This is a genomic window from Streptomyces sp. TBY4, from assembly GCF_024213195.1.
Taxonomy (GTDB): Bacteria; Actinomycetota; Actinomycetes; order Streptomycetales; family Streptomycetaceae; genus Streptomyces.
On record NZ_JANAVF010000002.1, the window covers coordinates 614,384 to 639,296 of the forward strand.

Genomic DNA, 24,913 nt, shown 5'->3' on the forward strand with positions numbered 1-24,913 from the left:
CCGATGACCACTTCCACCGAACCGGCCCCGGGCGAGATCTCCGCCCGGGGCGGGGGCCCGGGCGATGCGACCGCCTCACGCGGCCGGCGCGCACCCCGCCCGGCCGTCCCGCGGACCCGCCGGCCCTTGCGGACCCATCAGCCCCTGAGCCCCTGGCTGTTCCTGGCGCCGGGCCTGCTGATCACCCTGGCCTTCAACCTCTACCCCTTCTTCTCCACCGTCTGGAAGTCGTTCACCGACGCCCGCACGCTGACCCCCGGCCGGTTCGTCGGCTTCGACAACTTCAGCGCGCTCCTCCAGGACGAGCGGTTCTGGGTGGCCCTGCGCAACAGCGCCCTGTACGTGGTCGTCGTCGTGCCGTGCATGGTCCTGCTGCCCCTGCTGCTGGCCCTCCTGGTGCAGAAACAGATCCCCGGCATCGGCTTCTTCCGGTCCGCCTACTACACCCCGGTGGTGGCGTCCGTCGTGGTCGTCGCCCTGATGTGGGTGTGGATGCTGGACGACCGCGGGTTCGTCAACGGCATGCTCCAGATGGTCGGGATCGATCCGGTGCCCTTCCTCTCCAACCAGTGGCTGCTGCTGCTCAGCGCGATGGCGCTGACGGTGTGGAAGGGCCTCGGCTACTACATGATCATCTACTTGGCGGCGCTCGCGAACGTACCGCGCGAACTCCACGAGGCCGCCGAGGTGGACGGCGCTGGCCCCGTCCGGCGCTTCGTCTCCATCACCATGCCGGCAGTCCGCTCCACGATGGTCCTGGTCGGCGCCCTCTCCTCGGTCTCCGCCTTCAAGGTCTTCTCCGAGGTCTACATGATCGCCGGACCCACCGGCGGACCGGGCGGCGAGGACACCACGCTCGTGATGCTGATCCAGCGGGTCGGCACCGGCCTCCAGGGCCGCACCGGCTACGCCTCGGCCATGTCGATCGTGCTGTTCGTCCTGACCCTGCTGCTGATGCTCTTGGTCCTGCGGGCCGACCGGAAGGAGAAGGACTGATGACGGCGAGCGCTCCCACCACCGTACGTTCTGCGTCTGCGCCCGAGCCCGAGTCGGGGCCCGAGCGAGGGCCCGCACCCCGGCCGAAGCGCAGGCCCCGCCGCGCCGGCCCGGGCTGGCTCACCGCCCTGCGCTACGCCGGCCTCCTGCTGATGCTGCTGATCATGATCGGGCCGTTCCTCTGGCAGCTGTCCACCTCGCTCAAGGGCCCCACCGAGGACATCTTCACCTCGCCGCCCCGGCTCCTGCCCCAGGACCCGACCTTCAAGAACTACCAGGGCGTCGCGGACATCATCCCGGTCTGGGACTACATCCTGAACTCCCTCAAGGTCGCCTGCACCAGCGTCCTGACGAACATCCTCGGCGCCGCGATGGCCGGCTACGCACTCGCCCGGCTGCGCTTCAAGGGCCGGGGCCCGGCCGGGATCGTCTTCATCCTTGCCCTGCTGGTGCCGATGGAAGCGATCATGATCGCCCAGTTCGCCACCATGCGCACCCTGGACCTCAACGACACGCTCGTCGCGGTCGTCCTTCCCGGCTGCATCGGCGCGATGAACGTGCTGCTGATGCGCAACGCCTTCCGCAACATCCCCTACGAGGTCGAGGAGGCGGCCATCGTCGACGGGGCCAACGTGTGGCAGCGGTTCACCCGCGTCGCGCTCCCCGCCGTCAAGGGAACCCTCGCCGTCGTCGCCATCTTCGCCTTCATGGGCGCCTGGGACGACTTCCTGTGGCCGCTCATCGTCCTTTCCGACTCGGCGAACTTCACCCTCACCGTCGGGCTGAACTTCCTGCACGGCACCTTCGCCAGCAACCAGCGGGTCATCGCGGCCGGCACCATCATCGCCGTCGCCCCGCTGATCGTGATGTTCGCCTGCCTCCAGAGGTTCTTCTTCAAGGGCGTGGGCGAAGGCGCCGTCAAGGGCTGAGCACCACACCTCCCGACGCACCACACCGCCCGCCGCGCCACACCTCCCGGCGCACGCGAACACGACGGAGCATCCCCTGATGAAACCCCCGCGCATCGGCGTCAACTACACGCCCAGCCGCAACTGGTTCCACCACTGGCTCGACTACGACCCCGACGCGGTCCGCGCCGACCTGGACTCCATCGCCGACCTCGGCATGGACCACGTACGGGTCTTCCCCCTCTGGCCGTACTTCCAGCCCAACCGCGCCCTGGTCCGCCCGCGCGCCGTGGAGCACCTCCTCGATCTCGCGGACGCCGCCGCCGAACGCGGACTCGACGTCAACGTGGACGGGCTCCAGGGGCACCTGTCGAGCTTCGACTACCTGCCCGCCTGGACCCGCACCTGGCACCGGCGCAACCTCTTCACCGACCCCGAGGTCGTCAGCGGGCAGGCGCACTACCTGCGCACGCTCGCCGCCGCCCTCGCCGACCGGCCGAACTTCATCGGCATGACGCTGGGCAACGAGATCAACCAGTTCTCGGCCGGTCCGCACCCCGACCCGGACCGGGCCACCCCCGCCGAGATCGACGCCTGGCTCACCCGGATGCTCGCCGCCTGCGAGGAGGGAGCCCCCGGCAGGACGCACCTGCACGCCGAGTACGACGCCTGCTGGTACCAGGACGACATGCCGTTCACCCCCGACCAGGCGGCCCGGCACGGCGCGGTCACCGCCGTCCACTCCTGGGTGTTCAACGGCACCGCCCAGCGCCACGGCCGCACCGGAACCGCCACCGAGCACCACGCGGCGTACCTCGTCGAGCTCTCCAAGGCGTGGGCCGGCGATCCGCACCGCCCGGTCTGGCTCCAGGAGGTCGGCGCCCCCGCCCCGCTGATCCCGGCCGGGGACGCGGCCGCCTTCACCGAGGCGACCGTGGAGAGCGCCCTGGACTGCGAGGACCTGTGGGGCATCACCTGGTGGTGCTCCCACGACGTCTCCCGCGAACTCGCCGACTTCCCCGAACTCGAATACGGCCTCGGCCTGATGACCAACGACCGCCGGCCCAAGGATACCGCCCGGGTCCTCGCCCGTACCGCGCGCGAGCTGCGGGAAGGCGCCCGCACCTACGCACCGGCCCCGCGCACCACCGCCCTCGTCGTCGACGCGGGCGAGCGCACCACCGCCCCGGCACGGTCGGTGTGCGCCCCCGGCGGCGCCGTCTTCGAGGCGTTCTTCAAGCTCACCGCCGACGGCGCCCGCCCCACCACCGTGCTAGCCGACCGCGCCGCCGACCCGGCACACCTCGCCGCACGCGGGATCACTGAGGTCGTCACCCCCGACCAGGTCCCGTAGCACCCCCCTCTTTCCCGGAACACCCTCCCGCTGCAAGGAGTACCCCTGATGCATGACGACCGCGCACTTGTCGAAGGCCGGCTCAAGCGAGTCCTGGACGAGCGCATCCGCCCGGCCGTCCACCCGGCCTCGGTTCCGCTCGACATCGGGGTGTGGGTGGCGCCCGGGGAGCCCGTACCGGTGGAGGAGGGGCTGGCGGCCGGGACGGTGCCGGCGAAGGTCGGCGACCTGTGGGGCACCCCCTGGGGGACCACCTGGATCGAGGTCCGCGGGACCGTGCCCGAGGAATGGGCGGGGCGGACCGTCGAGGCGATCCTCGACCTCGGCTTCGACGAGAACATGCCCGGCTTCCAGTGCGAGGGCCTCGTCTACCGGCCCGACGGCACCCCGGTCAAGGGCCTCAACCCGCGCAACCAGTGGGTGCGCATCGGCGCCCCCGTGGCCGGCGGAGAGCAGGTCCACCTGCGCATCGAGGCGGCGTCGAACCCGGTCATCCTCGACTACGACCCCTTCCTGCCCACGCAATTGGGGGACAAGGACACCGCGGGGTCCGAGCCGCAGTACAAGCTGACCCGGATGGACCTGGCCGTCTTCGACGAGACGGTGTGGCAGCTGGTCATGGACCTGGAAGTGCTCGGCGAGCTCATGCAGGAGCTCCCCGTCGACTCCGCCCGCCGCTCGTCCGTCCTCAGGGCCGTCGCCCGGTCCCTCGACGCGGTCGACCTGACCGACATCAACGGCACCGCGGCCGCGGCCCGCGCCGAGCTGGAGGAGGTCCTCGCCTCGCCCGCCGAACCCTCCGCGCACCGCATCAGCGCGGTCGGGCACGCCCACATCGACTCGGCGTGGCTGTGGCCGCTGCGCGAGACGGTGCGCAAGGTGGCCCGTACGACCTCCAACATGACCGCCCTGCTGGAGTCCGAGCCGGACTTCGTCTTCGCGATGTCCCAGGCCCAGCAGTGGGCCTGGCTCAAGGACCACCGGCCCGAGGTGTGGGCCGAGGTCGTCAAGGCGGTGGCCGAAGGGCGGTTCGTCCCGGCCGGCGGCATGTGGGTGGAGGCCGACACCAACATGCCGGGATCGGAGGCGATGGCCCGTCAGTTCGAGCACGGGAAGAGGTTCTTCATCGAGCACTTCGGCGTGGACAACGAGGAGGCCTGGCTGCCCGACACCTTCGGCTTCGCCGCCGGCCTGCCCCAGATCATCAAGGCGGCCGGGTCCACCCGGCTGCTGACCCAGAAGATCTCCTGGTCCCAGACGAACAAGTTCCCGCACCACACCTTCCAGTGGGAGGGCATCGACGGCACCCGGATCTTCACCCACTTCCCGCCCGTCGACACCTACAACTGCTCCATGAAGGGCAGCGAGATCGCCCACGGGGCACGCAACTTCAAGGACAAGGGCGTCGCCCGCCACTCCCTCGCACCCACCGGCTGGGGCGACGGGGGCGGCGGCACCACCCGGGAGATGGTGGCCAAGGCGGCCCGGATGCGGGATCTGGAAGGCAGCGCCCAGGTCGCGTGGGAGACCCCGCGGGCCTTCTTCGAGAAGGCGGAGGCGGAGTACCCCGACCCGCCGGTCTGGGTCGGCGAGCTGTACCTCGAACTGCACCGGGCGACGCTGACCAGCCAGGCGAAGACCAAGCAGGGCAACCGCAGGAGCGAACACCTGCTGCGCGAGGCCGAGCTCTGGGCGGCCACCGCGGCGGTCCGCGTCCCCGGGTTCTGCTATCCGTACGAGGAGCTGGACCGCATCTGGAAGACGGTCCTGCTGCACCAGTTCCACGACATCCTGCCCGGCTCCTCCATCGCATGGGTCCACCGCGAGGCCGAAGCCACGTACGCCGAGGTCGCCCGGGAACTGCTCGGCATCATCGACACCGCCCAGCGGGCCCTGGCCGGCGAGGGCGCACAAGCGCTGGTCTTCAACTCCGCCCCGCACGCCCGCCGGGGCATCGCCGCGGGCGGCGCGGACGTACGGACCGGGGCGCCGGCCTGTGCGCGGACGGTCCGCGCCGACGGCGGGTTCGTCCTCGACAACGGCCTGCTGCGGGTGGAGGTCGACGCACGCGGCCTGGTCGTGTCCGCGTACGACCTGGTGGGGGAGCGCGAGGCGGTGGCGCCGGGGCAGGCGGCGAACCTCCTCCAGATCCACCCCGACTTCCCGAACATGTGGGACGCCTGGGACGTGGACGTGTTCTACCGGAACACCGTGACCGACCTCCTCGACGCCGACGAGGTCGCGCCGGGACCCGACGGATCGGTCCGCGTGGTGCGCTCCTTCGGAGGGTCCCGCGTCGTCCAGCTGCTCTCGCTGGCGCCGGGATCGCCGCGGCTCGACATCGACACGGAGGTGGACTGGCACGAGACGGAGAAGTTCCTGAAGCTGGCCTTCCCCCTGGACGTGCACGCCGAGCGGTACGCCTCGGAAACCCAGTTCGGCCACTACCACCGGCCCACCCACACCAACACCTCCTGGGAAGCCGCCAAGTTCGAGGCGTGCAACCACCGCTTCGTCCACCTGGAGGAGCCGGACTGGGGCGTCGCGCTGGTGACGGACTCCACGTACGGGCACGACCTGACCCGCACCGTGCGCCCCTCGGACCGCGGCACCACCACCACGCTGCGCGCCTCGCTGCTGCGCGCCCCGCGCTTCCCCGACCCGGAGACCGACCAGGGCCTGCACCGCTTCCGGCACGCACTGGTGACCGGGGCCTCCATCGGGGACGCGGTCCGGGAGGGCTACCGGGTCAACCTCCCGGAGCGGGAACTCCGGGGAGCCGCGCCGGTGGCGCCCCTGGTGTCGGTCTCCGACGACGGAGTCGTCGTCACCGCCGTCAAGCTCGCCGACGACGGCAGCGGCGACGTGGTGGTCCGCTTCCACGAAGCACGCGGCGCCCGCGCCCGGGCCACCCTGTCGGCCGGATTCGCCGCCGCCTCGGTGACCCCGGTGGACCTGCTGGAACGGCCGGTCGGCCCGGCGGAGCCGGTGGACGCCGCGATCCCTGTCGAGCTGCGCCCCTTCGAGCTGCGCACGCTCCGCTTCACCCGGGCCTGAACGCCCCGGACCCTCGCACCGGACCGCCGGTGCCCGACTCCGCCGTCGCCGGAGCCGGGCACCGGCGGTCCGCGCGTTCAGGACCGGGCGACCACCACCACCTGCGTGCCCCGCTCCCTGATGGCGCGGATCTCCCGCGCGCCGAGCCCGTCGTCCACCACCAGGAAGTCGAAGTCCGTGAGCGGGGCGAGCGCGTACAGCCCCTCCTGCCGGAACTTCGTGTGGTCGGCCACCAGCACCCGGCACTTCGCGGCCCGCAGCATGGCCCGCTTGACCTGGACGGTCTCGGGCGAGGTGTTGTAGAGGCGCCCCCGGGTGATGGCGGTGGCCGACATGAACACGATGCCCGCGCTGTACTCGCGGATGCTGTCGGCGGTGTGCGGCCCCATGTGGGCCTCGTACGCGGGGAAGTAGGTGCCGCCCAGCGAGATCAGCTGGACTCCGGGCTGCCGGGCGAGGCCCGTCATCGCCGGGAGCGAGTTCGTGATCACCGTCAGCGGCGCCGACTCCACGAAGTAACGCGTCATCTGCGCGCACGTCGTGCTGTCGTCGAGCATCACCGTCTGCCCGGGCGTGAGCAGTTGGGCCGCGGCCCGCGCGAGTCGCCGCTTGGTCGAGGCCATGGCCTCCGTACGGGCGGTGACGCTGCCGTGGAAGCGGGGCGAGGACTCGCTCGTCGCCCCGCCGCGCACCTTGCGCAGCCAGCCCTGGGCCTGGAGGTGGTCCAGATCCCGGTGGACGGTCATCAGGGAGACGTCGTGCACGGCCGCGAGATCGGCGGAGCGTACGAACCCCCGCGCGAGCGCCTCCTCCCGGATGAGCCGGCGCCGCTCCTCGCGGGCCTCGCAGCGGTCCTGAGCGGGAGCGGCCCCGTCGGGACCGCTCCCGTCGGTACCGCTCCCGGCCTCCTCCGCTGGAGCTGAACTCGGTGCCATCCGCGCCCTCCTCGGGTGAAGTTCTCTGCTTCTTCACTCGATCCTCTGGTATCCCCGCAGGTCAGACGGCGAGTCTTAAGTCCTTCTCACATGGGATACGGCCCCTTCCGAGGGAGATGTCCACAGGAAGTTGACGCCGGTTTCACCGGAATTGTTAGCTCGTTCCTGCCAGGGTCACCCAGCACCGGACCGCCACCGCCGCCGGTCCGCAGACCCGCCTCCGCGGCCCCGCCGCCATCCACCCCACCGCATCCACTTCATCGCATCGACTCCATCGACGCCGATCGGGGACATCAATGACGAAGACCCCCCAGCCCCTCGCGCACTGCGGAGAGGGCCCGCCCACCTCACGCCTCGCCCGCATGGGCATCCCGCAGTCCATATCCTCCGGCTACCTCGGCCTCGTCATCTTCATGACGGGCGTGGGCATCGAGGCCGGATACCTCTCGCCCTACCTGGAGGGCCTCGGCATCGCCGCCTCCGACGTGGCGATGATCTTCACCGTGTACGGGCTCACCGGCGCCGTCGCGGCCTGGCTCTCCGGAGCGCTCTCCGATCTGTGGGGCCCCCGCAAGGTCATGTGGTGCGGGCTGATCACCTTCGCGGTCACCCACGTCTTCTTCCTCGCGGTCGCGATCCCCTCCAAGGAGTACGGCCTCCTCCTCATCGGCTACGCCCTGCGCGGCCTCGCCTTCCCGCTCTTCGCCTACGCCTTCCTCGTCTGGATCGCCGCGGTCGCCCCGCCCCGCCAGATGGGCAGCGCCATGGGCTGGTTCTGGTCGGCCTTCTCCGCGGGCCTGCCCACGCTGGGATCCCTCTGCGCGAGCCTCCTCATCCCGGTCATCGGCGAGTACGCCACCCTGTGGGTCGCCCTCGGCGTCGTCGCGGTCGGCGGCCTGCTGCCGCTGCTGCTCATCAAGGAGAAGACGGGATCCTCCCGCCTCGCCCCGCCCGGCGAGAGCCCGATGGCCGGCCTGGTCGGCTCCCTGACGATCCTCTACCGCAACCCGCGCGTGGGCGCCGGCGCCGTCGTCCGCATGTTCAACACCGCCTCGCAGTTCGGCTTCATGGTCATGCTGCCGGTCTGGTTCATGAACACGGTCGGCCTCAGCAACGAGCAGTGGCTGCGCCTGGTGGCCGTCATGTTCGGCACCAACATCGTCACCAACCTCGCCTTCGGCGTCATCGGCGACCGCATCGGCTGGCGCACCACCGTCGCCTGGTGCGGCGGCGTCGGCTGCACGATCTCCTCCCTCCTCCTCTTCCACGTGCCCGACGCGGTCGGCGGCGTCTACCCGGTGTGCCTGCTGGTCGCCGTGTTCTACGGGGCCACGCTCTCCGGCTACGTACCCCTCTCCGCGCTGATGACGTCCATCGCCCCGAGCCACAAGGGCCAGGCCATGGCCGCCCTCAACCTCGGCGCCGGCGCCTCCGCCTTCCTCGGCCCGCTCACCGTCAGCCTCTTCCTCGGCCCGCTCGGGGTCGGCGGGGTCACCTGGATCTTCGCCGGGTTCCACGCGGTCAGCGCCCTCCTGATGCTGGTGATCAAGACGACCGGCAGCGGCGCGTCGCCGACGCCGCGCACGGCGGGCGCCCCGGAGGCTGCTGCGGAGGCCGACCCGAAGGCCGGGAACCTGCCGCACGCCGACCCCACCGAAAAGCTCCTCTCCCCGAACACGAAGGGACGGTGACCCACGATGTCCGTACTCGCCATCGACGTCGGCACCACCATGATCAAATCGGTCGTCTTCGACGACCAGGGCAACGAGCTGGCCGTCTCCCGGCTCGGCACCGAGGTCCTGCGCCGCCCCCCCGGCTGGGCCGAACAGGACATGGACACCGTGTGGAACACGGTCGTCTACACCGTCCGCAACGCCCTCTCCGACATCGACGACCCCGTCTGGCTCGTCACCTTCACCGCCCAGGGCGACGGCGCCTGGCTCATCGACCGGGAGGGGCGCCCCACCGGCCCCGCCATCCTGTGGTCCGACGGCCGCGCCGGGGACATCCTCACCGGCTGGGAGAGCGAAGGGCTCCTGGAAGAGGCCTTCCGCCGCAACGGCTCCCTCACGTGCAGCGGCATGCCGAACGCCGTCTTCAGCTGGCTCGGCTCCCACGACCCCCAGCGCCTGGCCGGATCGGCCGCCTCCCTGACCGCCGCGGGCTGGCTCTTCCTCAACCTCACCGGCACCGTCGCGACCGACGAGTCCGACGCCTCCGCACCCTTCCTCGACCACGCCACCGGCGACTACGACGACACCATCGTCGACCTCTTCGGCCTCGCCGCGCACCGCAGGCTGCTGCCGCGCGTCCTCGGGGAGGAGGAGCGGATCGCCGAGATCACCCCGCAGGCCGCCGGACAGCTCGGCCTGCCGGCCGGACTACCCGTGGTCATGGCCCCGTACGACATCGCCGCCACCGCCCGCGGCGTCGGGGTCGTCAACCCCGGCCAGGCGTGCACCATCCTCGGCACCACCCTCTGCACCGAGATCGTCCGCAAGGGCATCGACACCACCGGCGAGCCCTCCGGCATCAACATCGCCTACCGCGGCCGCGAGCGCGTCCTGCGGGCCTTCCCCACCTTCAACGGCGCCGAGGTCCTGGTCTGGGCGTCGAAACTGCTCGGCCTGGACGGCCCGCCCGATCTCACCCGGCTCGCCTTCGACTCCGTACCGGGAGCGAACGGCCTGAGCTTCCTGCCGTACCTCTCGCCCGCGGGGGAGCGGGCCCCCTTCCTCGATCCCGGCGCGCGCGGCACCTTCTGGGGGCTGTCCCTGGAACACTCGAACGCCGACGTGGCCCGCGCCGTCCTCGACGGGCTCTCCCTCGTCCTGCGCGACTCGCTGGTGGCCTCCCGTACGAACGTCACCGAGCTGCGGCTGTGCGGCGGCGGGGCCAACAGCGACGACTGGTGCCAACTCATCGCCGACGTCACCGGAGTGCCCACGGCCCGCTCGGTGGACACCGAACTCGGCGCGAAGGGCGCCTTCCTGACGGGCCTGGTGCTCTCCGGCGCCGAATCCTCGATGCACTCGGCCGCCTCCCACTACGTCCGGATGACCTCCGGCTGGGAGCCGGACCCGGAGCGCGCCGACTTCTACGCGGCCCGCTACGGGGAGTTCCTGAACTGGCGCGGCCTCGTCCGCGAAGCGGGCTGGACCTGCGGCCCGGCGCCCCTCTCCCTCTCCCGCCCGACCACCCGCCCGACCCGCACCGGGGAACTCCAAGGAGCCGTACGTGCCTGACCGCGCACCCGAACCCGGACCCGTTTCCCTGCCGCAGGACGCCGTCTGGCTCGGCCTCGACCTCGGTACGCAGTCCGCGCGCTGCCTCGCCGTCGACTCCGCCGGCCACGTCCTCGCCGCCGCCTCCCGCCCGCTGACCAGCCACCGCGACGGCAACCGCCACGAGCAGGACCCCGAGCAGTGGTGGAGCGCCCTCACCGGGGCCTGCCGCGAGGCCCTCGACGGGATCGAGCCCCACCGCGTCCGGGGGCTCGCCCTCGACGGGACCTCCGGCACCATCCTGCTCGCGGGCCCCGACGGCACCCCGCTGACCCGCGGCCTCATGTACGACGACGGGCGCGCCGCGGAGCAGGCCGTACGGGCCAACGAGGCCGGGGCGCGGGTCTGGCAGGAGCTCGGCTACCGCTCCATGCAGCCCTCCTGGGCCCTGCCCAAGCTCCTGTGGCTCCTGGAGAACGAACCGGCGGCGGCCGCCCCCGGGACCCGGCTGCTCCACCAGGTGGACCTCGTCACCTGGCGGCTGGCCGGCCGGCAGGTCGCCAGTGACGCCAGCCACGCCCTGAAGACGGGCTACCACCTCCTCGAGGAGCGCTGGCCGGAGAAGGAGTTCGCCGACCTGGGCGTCCCCGCCGGGCTCCTGCCCGAGGTCGTACGCCCCGGCGCCGTCATCGGCAGCGTCGGCCCCGAGGCGGCCGAGCTCACCGGCATCCCGGAGGGAACACCGATCGTCGCCGGCATGACCGACGGCTGCGCCGCGCAGATCGGCGCGGGCGCCCTCGCCCCCGGCGCCTGGAACTCCGTGCTCGGCACCACCCTGGTCTTCAAGGGAGCCAGCCCGCACCTGGTCCGGGACCCCCACGGCGTCGTCTACTGCCACCGGGGCCCCGGCGACGCCTGGCTCCCCGGCGGGGCCTCCGGCAGCGGGGCCGGCGTGCTGTCCCGCGAGTTCCCGGGCGCGGACCTCGACCGGCTGACCGTCGAGGGCGCGGAGCTCGACCGCGACACCGTCGCCTACCCGCTGGTCTCCACCGGCGGCGAACGCTTCCCCTTCCGGGCACCGGACGCGCGGGGCTTCCTCCTCGCAGCGGGCGGGGAGGCCGGGGAGGCGGGCGAGCCCGGGGAGGCGGGGGAGGCCGAGCGCTTCCACGCGTACCTCCTCGGCGTCGCCTGCCTCGAACGCCTCTGCTTCGACTACCTCGACCTCCTCGGCGCCCCCGTCGACGGCCCCCTCACCCTCACCGGCGGCGGCGCGCGCAACGCCTACTGGAGCAGGCTCCGCGCCGACGTCCTGGGCCGCCGGGTGCGCCTGCCGGAACACGCCGAGGGAGCCCTCGGCATGGCGGTGCTCGCCGCCACCTCCTCGGGTGCGTCCCTCCAGGACGCGGCGGCGGCCATGGTCCGCATCGAGCGGGAGATCGAGCCCGACCCCGCGCGGACCGCCCGCTGGCTCCCCGTCTACGTCTCCTTCGTGGAGGAGCTCGTCCGGCGCGGCTGGCTCGACCGGGCCGTGGCCGACCACGCGAGGGGAAGGGCCGCCCGGTGACATCCGACCCGGTGAAAGCCGACCCGATGAAGGAGCACCCGGTGCAGGACCGCCCGACGACCGACTTCGTGCTGGTGCGCCACGGCGAGACCGTGTGGCACGCCGAGAACCGTTATGCGGGCCGCGCCGACGTCGCGCTGACCGAGCGCGGCCTGCGACAGGCCGATGAACTCGCTGACTGGGCCCGCGGGCAGCGCTTCGACGCGGTGCTGCACTCCCCGCTCGCCCGGGCCCGCCTCACGGCCGCACCCGCCGCCCGCTCCCTGGGCATCGCACCCCGCGAGGACGCCCGCCTCTACGAGATCGACTTCGGCGAGGGCGAGGGGCTGAGCCTGGCGGAGATGCGCGCACGCTTCCCCCAGGAGCACGCGGCCTTCCTCCGCGACCCGGTCGCCCACCACCTCCCCGGCGGGGAGGACCCCCGCCGGGCGGCGGCCCGGGCCCGGGCCTGCCTGGAGGAGACGGCCCGCACCCTCCCCGGCGGGCGCGTGCTCGTGGTCGGGCACAACGCGCTCTTCCGGGTCCTGCTCTGCGACCTGCTGGGCATCGAACTCGGCGCGTACCGGCAGGTGTTCCCCGTCCTCGACAACGCCACCACCACCGAGATCCGCCTCTCCGGGGCCACCGGAGACGGCCGGGCGGCGCTGCTGTCCTTCAACGCCCCGACGCGGACGGGGGATCCGGCTCCGCGATGACCCGTACCCCCGCATCCGTACCCGTACCCGCCCCGACCGCACCGCACCCCGCTCCCGAAGGAACCCGCCCGATGAACACCAAGGTCCTCGCCGCAGGCGACCACTTCGTCCTCCCGCACCTGCTGACCGAAGAGGTCCGCCGGGCGAGCGACGGCGCCTGCGAGGTATCCGAGATCCAACTGCCGTGGCCCCACACTCCCTTCGGCCCGGTCGCCGAAGTCGTCGAGGCCTCCGGCACCGAAGAGGAGATGATCGAGGCGCTCCAGGGCGCCGAGGTCTGCGTCACGCAGCTCGCCCCGCTCACCGAGCGCATCCTGGCCGCGTGCCCCGACCTGAAGCTGATGTGCATCAGCCGGGGCGGACCGGTCAACGCCAACCTGGAAGCGGCCACCCGCCACGGAGTGGCGGTCTGCTACGCCCCCGGCCGCAACGCGGTCGCCACTGCCGAGCACACCCTGACCCTGCTGCTGGCCGCCGCCCGCGGGGTCGGCGACACCCATGCCGACATGCGCCGCGGAGTGTGGCGGGGCGACTACTACGACTACGACAACTGCGGGATCGAGATCGAGGGGGCCACGGTCGGCCTGATCGGCTACGGGGCCATCGGCTCCCGCGTCGCCAAGGTGCTCGTCGCGATGGGCGCCGAAGTCCTGGTCCACGACCCGTACGTGAAGCCCGACCTGGTCGCGGGCATCGCCGAACTCGTCGGTCTGGACACCCTGCTGACCCGTTCCCGGATCGTCTCCCTGCACGCCCGCGTCACCGAGGAGACCACGGGCATGATCGGAGCCGAGCAGATCGCGATGATGCCCCGGGGCTCCGTGCTCGTGAACTGCGCCCGGGGCGCCCTCCTCGACTACGAGGCCGTCTGCGACGCCATCGACTCCGGGCAGCTCGCCGGAGCCGGATTCGACGTCTTCCCGGTCGAGCCCGTACCGGCCGGCTCCAGGCTGCTCACCACCCCCGGCATCGTCATGACCCCGCACATCGCGGGCGGCAGCCAGCAGGTCGCCCACAAGGCCGCCCGGATCGTGGCCGGCGAGGTCGGCCGCTACCTGCGCGGCGAGCCCCTCGCCCACTGCGCGAACCCCGAGGTCTTCGGGACCGCCGCGTCCTGACCGCACACGGCCGCCCCACCCTCCTCCATTCCTCCCCCCACGCACTCTGGAGATCGAACCATGGACCAGTCGAACCGCTACGCGAACCTCGCCCTCAGGGAAGAGGCCCTGATCGAGGGCGGCCGCCACGTGCTGTGCGCCTACACCATGAAGCCCAAGGCGGGGTACGGCGACTACCTCTCCACCGCCGCCCACTTCGCCGCGGAGTCCTCGACCGGAACCAACGTCGAGGTGTGCACCACCGACGAGTTCACCAAGGGGGTCGACGCCCTGGTCTACGAGATCGACGAGGCCCGGGAGCTCATGAAGATCGCCTACCCGGTCGACCTCTTCGACCGCAACATCATCGACGGCCGGGCGATGATCGCCTCCTTCCTCACCCTGACCATCGGCAACAACCAGGGCATGGGCGACGTCGAGTACGCCAAGATGCTCGACTTCTACGTACCGCCGGCCTACCTGCGGCTGTTCGACGGCCCGACGATGAACATCCAGGACATGTGGCGCGTCCTGGACCGCCCGGTCGTCGACGGCGGCATGGTCGTCGGCACCATCATCAAGCCCAAGCTGGGCCTGCGCCCCCAGCCGTTCGCGGACGCCTGCCACCAGTTCTGGCTGGGCGGCGACTTCATCAAGAACGACGAGCCGCAGGGCAACCAGGTCTTCGCGCCGCTGAAGGAGACGATGAAGGCCGTCGCCGACGCGATGCGCCGCGCCCAGGACGCCACCGGGGAGGCGAAGCTCTTCTCCGCCAACATCACCGCCGACGACCCGGCCGAGATGGTCGCGCGCGGCGAGTACATCCTGGAGACCTTCGCGGAGAACGCCGACCACGTGGCCTTCCTGGTCGACGGCTACGTCGCCGGCCCGACCGCCGTCACCACCGCCCGGCGCAACTTCCCCGGCCAGTTCCTCCACTTCCACCGGGCCGGCCACGGCGCCGTGACCAGCCCGCAGTCCCGGCGGGGCTACACCTCCTTCGTGCACTGCAAGATGACCCGCCTGCAGGGCGCCTCCGGCATGCACACCGGCACCATGGGCTACGGAAAGATGGAGGGGGACACCGCCGACAAGGCCATCGCCTTCATGCTGGAGCAGGACACCGCCGACGGCCCCTTCTACCGTCAGGAATGGCTGGGCATGAAGCCCACCACCCCGATCATCTCGGGCGGCATGAACGCCCTGCGCCTCCCCGGGTTCTTCGACAACCTGGGCCACTCCAACGTCATCCAGACCTCCGGCGGCGGCGCCTTCGGCCACCGGGACGGAGGCACGGCGGGCGCCAAGTCCCTGCGCCAGGCGCAGGACGCCTGGCAGCAGGGCATCAAGCTGGTGGAGTACGCCAAGGACCACCCGGAACTCAAGGGCGCCTTCGCGTCCTTCACCGCCGACGCGGACCGGCTCTACCCGGGCTGGCGCGACGAGCTCGGGACCGGAGCGTAGAAACGCCGGAACCGGCCCTCCCCCCGCATCGGGGGGAGGGCCGGCGTCGTTCGGGGGTGGTGCGGGGGTCAGCTCGTGGGGAAGTTGTCGGCGGTGCGGATCCGGTCACGGATCCAGACGCCGGCCGGCTTCAGGGACGAGGTCCCGGTCCACGGGCCGTTGCTGTTGCAGGTGCCCTCCTTGAAGACGGCGCCGCTGCGGTTGTCGTCGGAGAAGTTCCAGTTGGTCCAGCTGATCTTCTTGGCGGCCATCAGGTCCAGGTACTTCTGCGTCATGGCGAAGTCGTTGGCGCCCTCACCCGCGTAGTTCTGGGTGCCGAACTCGGTGACGAACACCGGGATCCGGTCGGCGGCGCGGGACAGGGTGTCCAGGTACTCCTCGCGGTGCGAGAACGCGTAGAAGTGGAAGGTGTACATGATGTTGGAGGCGTTGACCTGGTTGTTCACGACCTCGGTCTCGTCGCCGCCCTCCGAGACCCCGAAGGAGGACCAGGCGCGCGTCCCGACCAGCACCGGGGCGTTGGAGTCGATGCCGCGGATCACCGGGATGATCTGCTCGGCGTAGGACTTCACCTTGGCCCAGGTCACCCCGCTGGGCTCGTTGGCGATCTCGTAGAGGACGTTGCTCTTGTCCTTGTGGCGGTTGGCGATGGCCGTGAAGAAGGTCTTGGCCTTGGAGAGGTTGGCGTTGGGGTCGCCCGGGTCGAGCATGTGCCAGTCCACGATCACGTACATGCCGCGGGCGGTGGCCTGTTCGATGAGTGAGTGGGCGAGGTCGGTGAACTTCTGCGGGTCGGTCTCGTAGCCCTCCTCCTGGACGTACGTGGAGACGCGCAGGATGTCGGCGTTCCAGTCCTTGGCGAGGGCGTCGAGCGAGCCGGAGGTGAGGCACTGGGCGTACCACTGGGTTCCGTGGGTGCTCATGCCGCGCAACTGGATGGGCTTGCCGTACTGGTTGCAGAGCTTGGTGCCGCAGACCGTGAGCTGGCCGTTGACGGCGACCGGGGTGCTGCCCGTGGGCGGGGTGGTCGTCCCCGTGTCCACCGACAGGTGGTCGACGTTGGGCCCGCCGTTGGAGGTGGTGGCGGTGGCCCGGATGGTGTTTGCGCCCGCCTTGAGGTTCGCGGTCAGGGCGGTGGTGGCCCAATTGGTCCACGCGCCCGTGCCGTTGAAGGCCTTGTTGGTGGCGACGACGGTGCCGTTGACCGTCAGGGTCATGGGCCGGTTGGTGGTGGTGCCGTTGGCGTACCGGAGGGTGAGTCCGGCACTGCCGGCGGCGGCCGCGTTCACCGTCCACTCGACATAACTACCGTTGAGGTTGTCGTAGTTGACGAATCCACTGCCGGTGAAACCGGAGTGGTTGGATTCTACGAGGCCCTGCGAGATGCGGGCGCTCTCGGCCTCGTGGGTGACGGCGGCGGCAGAGGTGGCAGCCGAGGTGGGGGCGGGGCTGCCGGCGGTGGGGGCGGCTATGCCGGGTGCGCCGGCCAGGCCGACGAGCAGGCTGCCGGTGAGGGTTCCGGCGGCGGCGAGGGTGCGCAACCGGAAGCGTGGGGGTCTCAAGACGTCTCCATCCCGTTGACGATCCTGCGATCGTAAGGAAAGTTTCCTAACGGCATGGAATGGAATATCAGCCTCCCGCGATCCACCACAAGAGTCTTGCGCTCAATCCACATATGTGGACTGGAAATTGATGAAGAGACAGTCATTGACCGACTGGACGTCTGCCAGCACGATGTAGCGCGGCTCACCTCCCCAACTCCCCCCACCACCGCAGGAGGAACGTTGTCCGCACGATGGAGAACCGCCGCCGCATGCGGCGGCGCCACGGCCCTGCTCATGGCCTCCGGCGTCGCCCTCGGCTCCCTGGACGGCGGCGCTCAAGCCGCCGTCCCCACCGCCTCCGCCGCTGTGACCGGCGGCCTCGACCTGTCCCAGGGCAACCGGCGCACCCCGGTCAGCGGGCTCTACGACTGGTCCAAGGCCGGCTACCGGGGCGGCGCCGATCTGCCCGGCCCGGGACAGGCGAACCCCGACGCCGCCTGCCAGATCACCCCCACGGAACTGGCCGGCCTCGGCGTCACCCCGAACGACGGAGCCGACGACTCGGCCGGACTCCAGGCGGCGATCGACCAGATCCGCACCAACTGCTCGCCGGGAGCCGGGCACGGCAAACTGTCGCTGATCACTCTCCCCGCCGGGGTCCTCGACGTGAGCCGGCAGATCTCGGTCGACGCCGACTACCTCGTCCTGCGGGGCGCGGGCAGCGGCGCCGGCGGCACCCGGTTCGTGTTCCGGCCCGACGCCAACACCCGCTACGACGCGCTCACTCCGGACGGTTCCGACTGGGACGAGGACGGCATGACCGCCGGCTCGGCCAAGGGCGGATGGATCTGGCCCGGCCGCGGGCTCTTCCGTGTCCAGTCCCGCGGTGTGCACTCCGCCTACGCCTCCGAGTACGCGGCCGCCCCCGCCAACCGCAAGGACCTCTTCGAGGGCACCGTCAACGTGCACTGGAAGGCCGGGCTGAAGCTCCGCGACAAGGCCGGCGACACCGGCTTCGCGGCCCGCGCCGGGGACAAGGTCGTGCACCTGGCCTCCTCGGGGGCGCTGGGCGCCTTCCAGCCGGGCGGCCTCGTCAACATCCGGGCGGCGAACACGCTGAAGTTCTACGCCCAGCAGGACGTCCAGCCCGCCGACGGCACGCTCCAGAACATCCACATGCGCCAGCAGATCTTCACCGTGGCGGCCGTGGACACCGCCAACCGCACGCTGACCCTGGACAAGCCGCTGGAGTTCGACGTCCCGGTGAGCTCCACCTCGGACGGCTCGGCGCCGATCGCCGGCGCGGTCTACGACTCCAAGGCCGCCCCGCTCGTCGACCCGGTCCTGGGCGTCGGCTTCGAGGGCTTCGCGCTCACCCACGAGATCCCCGGACTCGCCGCGGCGGACGCGAAGTTCAACTACGGCAACATGGCGCCGGCCGAGGAGATGCACGGCATCGTCTTCAAATGGGCCGCCGACTCCTGGGTCCGGGGCATCCGGACGGAGATGACCGGGTCCCACCCGATCGTCACCGAGGAGGCCTACCGCCTCCAGATCGTCGACAACCAGCTCGACGGATCGTGGAACAAGGGCAAGGGCGGCAACGGGTACTTCCGCGGCTCGCGCGTCTGGGACTCCCTCTACGCGGGCAACACCTCACGCAACCTGCGCCACTTCACCTTCCAGTGGTCGGCCTCCGGGAACGTGGTCATCGGGAACGACTTCGATTCCGACCTCAACCTGCACGGCGGCTGGGAGCGCAACAACCTCTTCGAGAACAACACGGTGACCGTGCCCTACGACCACCGCTCCGGCAACTGCCGGGCGAACTGCGGCGAGGAGGGCGGCGGCGGCCCCGACGCCTCCACCTGGTACCCGATCTGGTGGGGCGCGGGCAAGAAGGCGGTGAAGTGGTCCGGCTCCTCCGGCCCGCGCAACGTCTTCTTCAACAACGCCATGAGCAAGCAGACAGCGGCGGGCGCGGGCTACACCCCGTACTACTCCGACGCGGGCCGGATCTACCAGTTCGGCTGGAGCGGCACGGCGTGGAAGCACCTCGACCAGGGCGGCACGGCGATCCCCGACTGGGCCGGCCGTGAACGGCTCGACTACACCGGCGGCCACGGAGTGGACGCCACCAGGACGGACACCGGAGCCTCGCTCTTCCTGAAGTCCCTGACGGGAGGGCCTACGCCCACGCCCACGCCCACACCGACGCCCACCCCCACCCCGACACCGACCTCCTCGCCGACCACCCCGCCGCCGGCCGGCTGCCTGACCGTGCGGACCGTCCGGACCAACGCCTGGAGCAGTGGCTACGGCATGGACGTGTTCGTCAAGAACGACTGCGACACCGCGGTCGCGGGCTGGAAGGTCGAGTTCACCCTGCCCTCCGGCACCACCGTGTCCAGCCACTGGTCGGCGAACAAGACGCAGAGCGGCCAGCGGTACGGATTCACCAACGTGGCGTGGAACGGCGCCATCCCCGCGGGCCAGGAGAAGGGCTTCGGATTCAACGCGGCCGGGCTCGGCCTGCCCACCCAACTCACCGTCGTCCGCCAGTAGGAAGCGAGCCGAACACATGCGCAGAGCGATACCGGGAGCCGTCGTGGCGACCGTGGCCGGTCTGGTGGCGGCGGGGGCGCTGACCCTGCCCGCCCAGGCCGCCGCACCCAGCCTCACCGCCCGCGTCACGCAGGCCAACGCGTGGGACTCCGGCTACGGAGCCGACGTGGTCGTCACCAACGGCGGGGACGCCGCCGCCACGGCCTGGAAGGTGGAGTTCGACCTGCCGGCCGGCACGACGGTCAGCAGCCACTGGTCGGCGAACAGGACCCAGAGCGGCCAGCACTACACCTTCACCAACGTCAGCTGGAACGGGGACATCGCCCCGGGCGGCTCGAAGGGCTTCGGCTTCAACGCCTCGGGCCTCGGCCTGCCGCTCAACTGCAAGATCAACGGCGCTCCGTGCACGGGCGGCGGCCCGGGAACCCCGACGCCTACCCCCACGCCGACCCCCACCCCGACTCCGACTCCCACGCCGACCCCGACTCCCACGCCGACCCCCACCCTCCCGCCCGGCCCCGTCGTCGACGTCAGCACCTCGGCCGAGCTCCGCAGCGCGCTGGCCGCCGCCGCGCCCGGCCAGACGATCCGGATGGCGGCCGGTGAGTACCGGGGCTCCTTCGTCACCGAACGGGACGGCACCGCCGCCGCGCCGATCACCCTGACCGGCCCGCGCACCGCCGTGCTCGTCAACGACGGCCCCTCCGGCACCGCCCCGTCCTGCCCCGCACCCACGGCGGGCTGGGACTCCGGCTACGGGCTGTGGCTGTACGGGGCCCCGTACTGGAACCTCACCGGCTTCACCGTGAAGGACTCCAAGAAGGGCGTGGTGATCGACGACTCCCACCACGTCAAGGCCGACGGGCTGTACGTCCACCACGTCGACGAGGAGGGGGTGCACTTCCGGAAGTCCTCCGCCGACGGCGTGATCCGCAACTCCGTCATCGAGCACACCGGCCTGGTCCAGCCCGGCTACGGCGAGGGCGTCTACCTCGGCTCGGCGGGTTCCAACTGGGGTTGCCACGGCAACTCCGGCGGGGTGGACCGATCCGACCGGGTGCTCGTGGAGAACAACCGGATCGGCCCCTACGTGGCCGCGGAGGCCATCGACATCAAGGAGGGGACCTTCGCCGGGACCATCCGCGGAAACACCTTCGACGGCCGGGGGATCACGGGACAGAACTCCGCCGACTCCTGGGTCGACGTGAAGGGCGTCGACTACGTGATCGAGGGCAACAAGGGCACCTTCGCCCCGCCCGGCACCTTCGCCAACGGCTACGAGACGCACAACCCCTCCACCACCCCGGCCTTCGACAACGGCTGCGGCACGGTGTGGCGGAACAACACCTCGGACCTCGGCGGCGCCGGCGCCTACGCCGTCAAGGTCACCTCGGTGTCGAAGTGCTCCGCCCGGCCGAACGTCGTCCACACCTCCAACACGGTCACGGGGGCCACGTCCGGTCTGACCAACATCCCGGTCACACCGTAAGGGTGACGGTTCATCTGATGCCGTGACGGCGCAGCGTGTTCGCGAGGGCGGTGGCATGGGAAACGACCGCCTTCGCGACGCGCTCGGTCTCCGCCTCGGTTGCTGCCTCCACCGGCATCGAGCAGCTGATGGCGTCCGAGGCGGGGATCCGGTAGTGGACGGGCGCCGACAGGCAGGCCACTCCCGGGGTGCCCTGCTCGCGTTCCAGGGCCCAGCCCCGGTCCCGTACCAGGGCCAGCTCGGCGTACAGCGCGGCGCGGTCGGTGACCGTGTTCGGGGTGAATGCCTCCAGGTGGGCGGGCAGTACCGCGTCCACCTCCTCGGTGGTGAGGTCGGAGAGCAACGCCTGTCCCAGCGCGGTCAGATGGGCCGGCAGCCGGCGGCCGACCCGGGAGATGGCGCGGACGTTGTCGCGTGCCTCGCGGCTGGCGAGGTAGAGGACGTACGCGTCGTCGCGGCGGGCGAAGTGGACGGTGTAGCCCGTCTCCTCGCGGAGGTCCTCCATCACCGCGTGCGCGTACGGCAGCGCGGGGTCGCGGTCGAGGTAGGCGGTGCCGGAGAGCAGTGCGTGCGGGCCGACGCCGAAGGCGGAGCCGCTGTCGTCCGCCTCCACCCACTTGAGCTCGCGCAGGGTCCGCACGAGCGCGTGCAGGCTGCTGCGCGGGTACCCGAGGCGGTCCTGGAGCTCGGACACCGTGAGTTTCTCGGGGGAGGAGGCAAGTGCCTCCAGGATGCGCACGGTTCGCTCGGCGGACTTGACCGTCGCGACGTCGGGCGTGACTCCGGGCATGTACATCCTCCAAATTCCGCGCGGCTGTTGACCGGCATGGTAGCGGACGCTTACTTTCCCTTGCAGGGCAACCACATGCTCAGATCCTGTCCACATATCTAGACGAGGATCCACCTCTCATGAATCGCACAACCACCGTCCTGGCCGCCTCGCTGGCCGCCGTACTCGCCCTCGGGACCCTCGCCGGCTGCGGCGCGGAACCCGGGGACGACAGCGCCGGAGGCGACGACAAGGCCCCCCTGGAGATCTGGGTCCGCAAGCCCCCCGGCTCGCCCACCGAGAAGACCCACCAGGACCTGGCCGCCGCCTTCACCCAGGCCACCGGGGTCGAGGCCAAGGTCACCGCACTCTTCGACGACTTCGAGACCAAGCTCCAGCAGGCCGCGGCGCAGAAGGACCTGCCGGACCTGATCGTCAACGACACCGCCCAGCTCGGCACCCTCGTCAAGCAGGGCCTGGTCCGCGAGGTCAGGCAGTCCGAGGTGGCGGGCGGCGACCAGCTGATCCCCAGCTCCTGGGAGGCCGCCCGGGCCGCCGACGGCAAGTACTACGGCGTGCCCTTCTCCGCGCAGACCTTCGCCCTCTTCGTCCGCAAGGACTGGCGGGAGAAGCTGGGCATCGCACCGCCCACCGACTGGGACCAACTCGACGCCCTCGCCGCCGCGTTCACCAGCAACGACCCCGACGGCAACGGCAAGCCCGACACCTACGGCTACGTCATCCCCGGCACCACCAAGCGCGGCTACATGGACTGGTACTTCTCCAGCTTCCTCTGGTCGGCGGGCGGCGAGTACTTCACCGGCGAGGGCAAGGCCCTGAAGCCCGCGATCGACAGCCCCGGGGCCGTGGCGGCCGCCCGGCACCTCAAGGACCAGTTCTGCACCGACAAGAGCGTGGTCCCCGGCGCGGTCACCGCCGAGACCACCCAGGCGCACCCGCTGTTCGAGACCGGCAAGGGCGGCATCTACCTCACCGGCCCGTACAACATGGCCCGCTTCGACAAGGCCCTCGGCAAGGACAAGTACGAGATCCTCCCGCTGCCGCCCGGCCCGGGCGGCAAGAGCGCCGTCCTCGCCGAGGGCGAGAACACCTACCTCATGGCCGGCTCGAAGAACCCCAAGGGCCAGCTGAAGTACGCCGAGTTCCTCATCGGCGCCGAAGGGCAGAAGGCCGGCATGGCGGGGGACACCGCGGGCAACGTGGTCCGGCTGCCCGTCAACAAGTCCGTCCAGCTGTCCGCCGTCCGCCAGGACACCCGCTGGCAGGTCTTCGACAAGGTCTACCGCGAGTCCGGCCGCTACTCGCCCGTGGTGAAGGAGTGGACCCCCTTCCGCCAGGCCGCCGCCGAAGCCCTCAACGGCATGGTCGCCGACTGCGGTTCCGACCCGGCAGCCGTGCTCGGCAAGCTCGCCGCCTCGTTCACCGAGGAGCTCAAGAAGCAGGGGGCGGGGTCCTGATCCGGCAGACCCGCCCCGGGAGCCGCCGCCCCCGGCGGGGGAGGCTGACCCCCTGGCTGTTCCTCGCCCCGGCACTGCTCCTCTTCGCGCTCTTCAAGTTCCTGCCGATGTGGCGGGCGATCGAGATGAGCTTCCACGAGGTGCGGCCCTACCTCGGCGACCGCTGGGTGGGCACGGCCAACTACGAGCAAGTGGTCACCGACGAGGCCTTCCTCGACGCCATCGGGCACACGCTCGTCCTGGCCCTGGGGCAGACCGGCGGCTCGGTCGTCCTCGGCCTGGCGCTCGCCCTGCTCCTGGAGGGCACCGCCCGGCGGCTGTGGATCGTCCGCACCGCCGTCTTCCTGCCGACGGTCACCGCCATGGCGGTGGTCGCGGAGGTATGGCGGATCCTCTACCACCCCGCCGCCGACGGCGCCGTCAACACCCTGCTGGGATGGCTCGGTTCCGGTCCCTCGCAGTTCCTCAACAGCCCCGACAGCGCCCTGTGGTCGGTGATGGCGGTGGGCGTGTGGCGCGGCGCCCCCTACGACATGATGATCTTCCTGGCCGCGCTGGCCGGCGTCGACCGGACGCTCTACGAAGCCGCGGCCGTGGACGGGGCCGGAGTGCGGCGCCGCATCTGGCACGTCACGCTGCCCGCACTGCGCCCGGCGTTCGTCATCCTCTTCACCCTCGCCGCCATCCGCTCGCTGCGGGTCTTCACCGAGATCTTCCTGCTCACCAACGGCGGGCCCGACGGCTCCACGGAGGTGCTGATGACCCTGATCTACAAGCTCGGCCTGGAGCGCAACGAACTGGGCGTCGCCGCCGCCGGATCGATGGTGCTGCTCGGTGTGTCCGTCGCGCTGACCCTGGCCGTACGACTGTCCGGCCCCCGCGGAAAGGAGGCGGCGCGGTGAACCGCCTCGACACCGCCCTGGGCCTGGAGGAGCGGCGCGGCCCGGCCGCGACCCTCGGCAAACTGGCGCTGTACGCGCTGCTGGTGATGGTCTTCGCGGGGCCGCTCCTGGCCCTGCTGGCCAGCGCCTTCAACCGGAGCACCGACCCGACCGCGCTCACCCTGCTGCCGACCAGGCCCACCCTGGAGAACTTCCGGGCCGCCTTCGACCGCGACGTACTGCTCTACCTGCTGAACTCCTTCCTGGTGGTCGGCGGCGGGCTGCTGCTCCAGATCGGGGTCAGCATTTCGGCGGCCTACGCCCTCGCCCGCAAGCGCTTCCCGGGACTGCGGCTCGTCTTCCTGCTCATCCTCAGCACCATGATGCTGCCCGAGGAGATCCTCGCGATCCCGCTCTCCCTGGTCCTCTCCGACCTGTCGCTCACCGGCAGCCTCTGGGGAATGATCATCCCGGTCGGGGCCTGGGCCTTCTCCATCCTGGTCACCGCGGAGTTCATGAAGGAAATCCCCGTGGAGCTCGAGGAGGCCGCCCGTCTCGACGGGGCCGGCGACCTGCGGGTCTTCTGGTCGGTGATCCTGCCGCTGTGCCGGCCCGCACTCGGAGTCATCGGCATCTTCGGATTCACCATGATCTGGGACCAGTACATGCTGCCGCTGCTGGTCGCCACCGATGCCCGGCAGTTCACCCTCCCGCTCGCCCTGCGCACCCTGCGCGCCGACGAGGAGGTCGGCATCGGCGTGCTCCTCGCCGCGGCCCTCCTCGCCCTGCTGCCCAGCGTCATCGCCTTCATCGCCATGCAGCGCCAGTTCATGCGCGGCCTGACCTCCGGCGCCGTCAAGGGCTGACCCGCCCTCCCACCACCACCTCTTAGG

18 protein-coding genes are annotated in these 24,913 nt (G+C 71.2%); 15 read left to right on the forward strand and 3 right to left on the reverse strand.

The window, feature by feature from the left end:
- Positions 1-3 precede the first annotated feature (3 nt).
- The 4 genes from NLX94_RS07120 (at position 4) to NLX94_RS07135 (ending at position 6,315) form a co-directional block, all read left to right on the forward strand.
- Positions 4-996: a carbohydrate ABC transporter permease gene (locus tag NLX94_RS07120; protein ID WP_254381726.1), complete on the forward strand. Its 993-nt coding sequence runs from the start codon at positions 4-6 to the stop codon at positions 994-996.
- A complete protein-coding gene (locus tag NLX94_RS07125) occupies positions 996-1,925 on the forward strand; it encodes a carbohydrate ABC transporter permease (protein WP_254381727.1) in 930 nt (309 codons plus the stop codon). Before NLX94_RS07120 ends, NLX94_RS07125 begins: the two co-directional genes overlap by 1 nt.
- Before the next feature lie 79 nt (positions 1,926-2,004).
- Positions 2,005-3,258, forward strand: a complete 1,254-nt coding sequence (locus NLX94_RS07130) for a glycosyl hydrolase (protein WP_254381728.1) — start codon at positions 2,005-2,007, stop codon at positions 3,256-3,258.
- Between the two features lie 48 nt (positions 3,259-3,306).
- Positions 3,307-6,315 (forward strand): glycoside hydrolase family 38 C-terminal domain-containing protein, encoded by a 3,009-nt coding sequence (locus NLX94_RS07135; protein WP_254381729.1) that lies wholly within the window; start codon positions 3,307-3,309, stop codon positions 6,313-6,315.
- 77 nt (positions 6,316-6,392) lie between these two features.
- Here the strand turns inward: NLX94_RS07135 and NLX94_RS07140 are convergent, their stop codons facing one another.
- Positions 6,393-7,250, reverse strand: a complete 858-nt coding sequence (locus NLX94_RS07140; RefSeq protein WP_254381730.1) for a DeoR/GlpR family DNA-binding transcription regulator — start codon at positions 7,248-7,250, stop codon at positions 6,393-6,395.
- Between the two features lie 296 nt (positions 7,251-7,546).
- Between NLX94_RS07140 and NLX94_RS07145 the strand changes: the two genes are divergently transcribed.
- The 6 genes from NLX94_RS07145 (at position 7,547) to NLX94_RS07170 (ending at position 15,294) form a co-directional block, all read left to right on the forward strand.
- Positions 7,547-8,941: an MFS transporter gene (locus NLX94_RS07145; protein WP_254381731.1), complete on the forward strand. Its 1,395-nt coding sequence runs from the start codon at positions 7,547-7,549 to the stop codon at positions 8,939-8,941.
- A gap of 6 nt (positions 8,942-8,947) precedes the next feature.
- Complete coding sequence (locus NLX94_RS07150) at positions 8,948-10,495, forward strand: FGGY-family carbohydrate kinase (protein ID WP_254381732.1); 1,548 nt, start codon at positions 8,948-8,950, stop codon at positions 10,493-10,495.
- Complete coding sequence (locus NLX94_RS07155) at positions 10,488-12,038, forward strand: FGGY family carbohydrate kinase (RefSeq protein ID WP_254381733.1); 1,551 nt, start codon at positions 10,488-10,490, stop codon at positions 12,036-12,038. The genes NLX94_RS07150 and NLX94_RS07155 overlap by 8 nt, the downstream gene beginning before the upstream one ends.
- On the forward strand, positions 12,035-12,733 hold the full coding sequence (locus NLX94_RS07160) for a histidine phosphatase family protein (protein WP_308402395.1): 699 nt from the start codon (positions 12,035-12,037) through the stop codon (positions 12,731-12,733). The genes NLX94_RS07155 and NLX94_RS07160 overlap by 4 nt, the downstream gene beginning before the upstream one ends.
- A 71-nt stretch (positions 12,734-12,804) precedes the next feature.
- Positions 12,805-13,851 carry a 2-hydroxyacid dehydrogenase gene (locus NLX94_RS07165; RefSeq protein ID WP_254381734.1) on the forward strand — a complete coding sequence of 349 codons (1,047 nt, stop codon included), beginning with the start codon at positions 12,805-12,807 and terminating at the stop codon, positions 13,849-13,851.
- 60 nt (positions 13,852-13,911) lie between these two features.
- Positions 13,912-15,294: a ribulose-bisphosphate carboxylase gene (locus tag NLX94_RS07170; RefSeq protein WP_254381735.1), complete on the forward strand. Its 1,383-nt coding sequence runs from the start codon at positions 13,912-13,914 to the stop codon at positions 15,292-15,294.
- Between the two features lie 68 nt (positions 15,295-15,362).
- Here NLX94_RS07170 and NLX94_RS39580 read toward each other — a convergent pair whose 3' ends face one another.
- Complete coding sequence (locus NLX94_RS39580) at positions 15,363-16,856, reverse strand: cellulase family glycosylhydrolase (protein WP_374683912.1); 1,494 nt, start codon at positions 16,854-16,856, stop codon at positions 15,363-15,365.
- A 222-nt stretch (positions 16,857-17,078) separates the two neighbouring features.
- Between NLX94_RS39580 and NLX94_RS07185 the strand changes: the two genes are divergently transcribed.
- Positions 17,079-19,403, forward strand: a complete 2,325-nt coding sequence (locus NLX94_RS07185) for a cellulose binding domain-containing protein (protein WP_254381736.1) — start codon at positions 17,079-17,081, stop codon at positions 19,401-19,403.
- A 16-nt stretch (positions 19,404-19,419) separates the two neighbouring features.
- Positions 19,420-20,892 (forward strand): cellulose binding domain-containing protein, encoded by a 1,473-nt coding sequence (locus tag NLX94_RS07190; RefSeq protein WP_254381737.1) that lies wholly within the window; start codon positions 19,420-19,422, stop codon positions 20,890-20,892.
- Between the two features lie 10 nt (positions 20,893-20,902).
- On the opposite strand, the gene NLX94_RS07195 is transcribed toward NLX94_RS07190, so the two are convergent.
- Entirely contained in the window at positions 20,903-21,682 is a 780-nt protein-coding gene (locus NLX94_RS07195) for an IclR family transcriptional regulator (protein WP_254381738.1), read from the reverse strand.
- Positions 21,683-21,801: 119 nt separating this feature from the next.
- Between NLX94_RS07195 and NLX94_RS07200 the strand changes: the two genes are divergently transcribed.
- The 3 genes from NLX94_RS07200 to NLX94_RS07210 all read left to right on the forward strand — a co-directional run bounded on the left by NLX94_RS07200 (position 21,802) and on the right by NLX94_RS07210 (position 24,886).
- Complete coding sequence (locus tag NLX94_RS07200) at positions 21,802-23,139, forward strand: sugar ABC transporter substrate-binding protein (protein ID WP_254381739.1); 1,338 nt, start codon at positions 21,802-21,804, stop codon at positions 23,137-23,139.
- 107 nt (positions 23,140-23,246) lie between these two features.
- Positions 23,247-24,041 (forward strand): sugar ABC transporter permease, encoded by a 795-nt coding sequence (locus NLX94_RS07205; protein ID WP_308402397.1) that lies wholly within the window; start codon positions 23,247-23,249, stop codon positions 24,039-24,041.
- A complete protein-coding gene (locus NLX94_RS07210) occupies positions 24,038-24,886 on the forward strand; it encodes a carbohydrate ABC transporter permease (protein ID WP_254381740.1) in 849 nt (282 codons plus the stop codon). The genes NLX94_RS07205 and NLX94_RS07210 overlap by 4 nt, the downstream gene beginning before the upstream one ends.
- Positions 24,887-24,913: the final 27 nt, after the last annotated feature.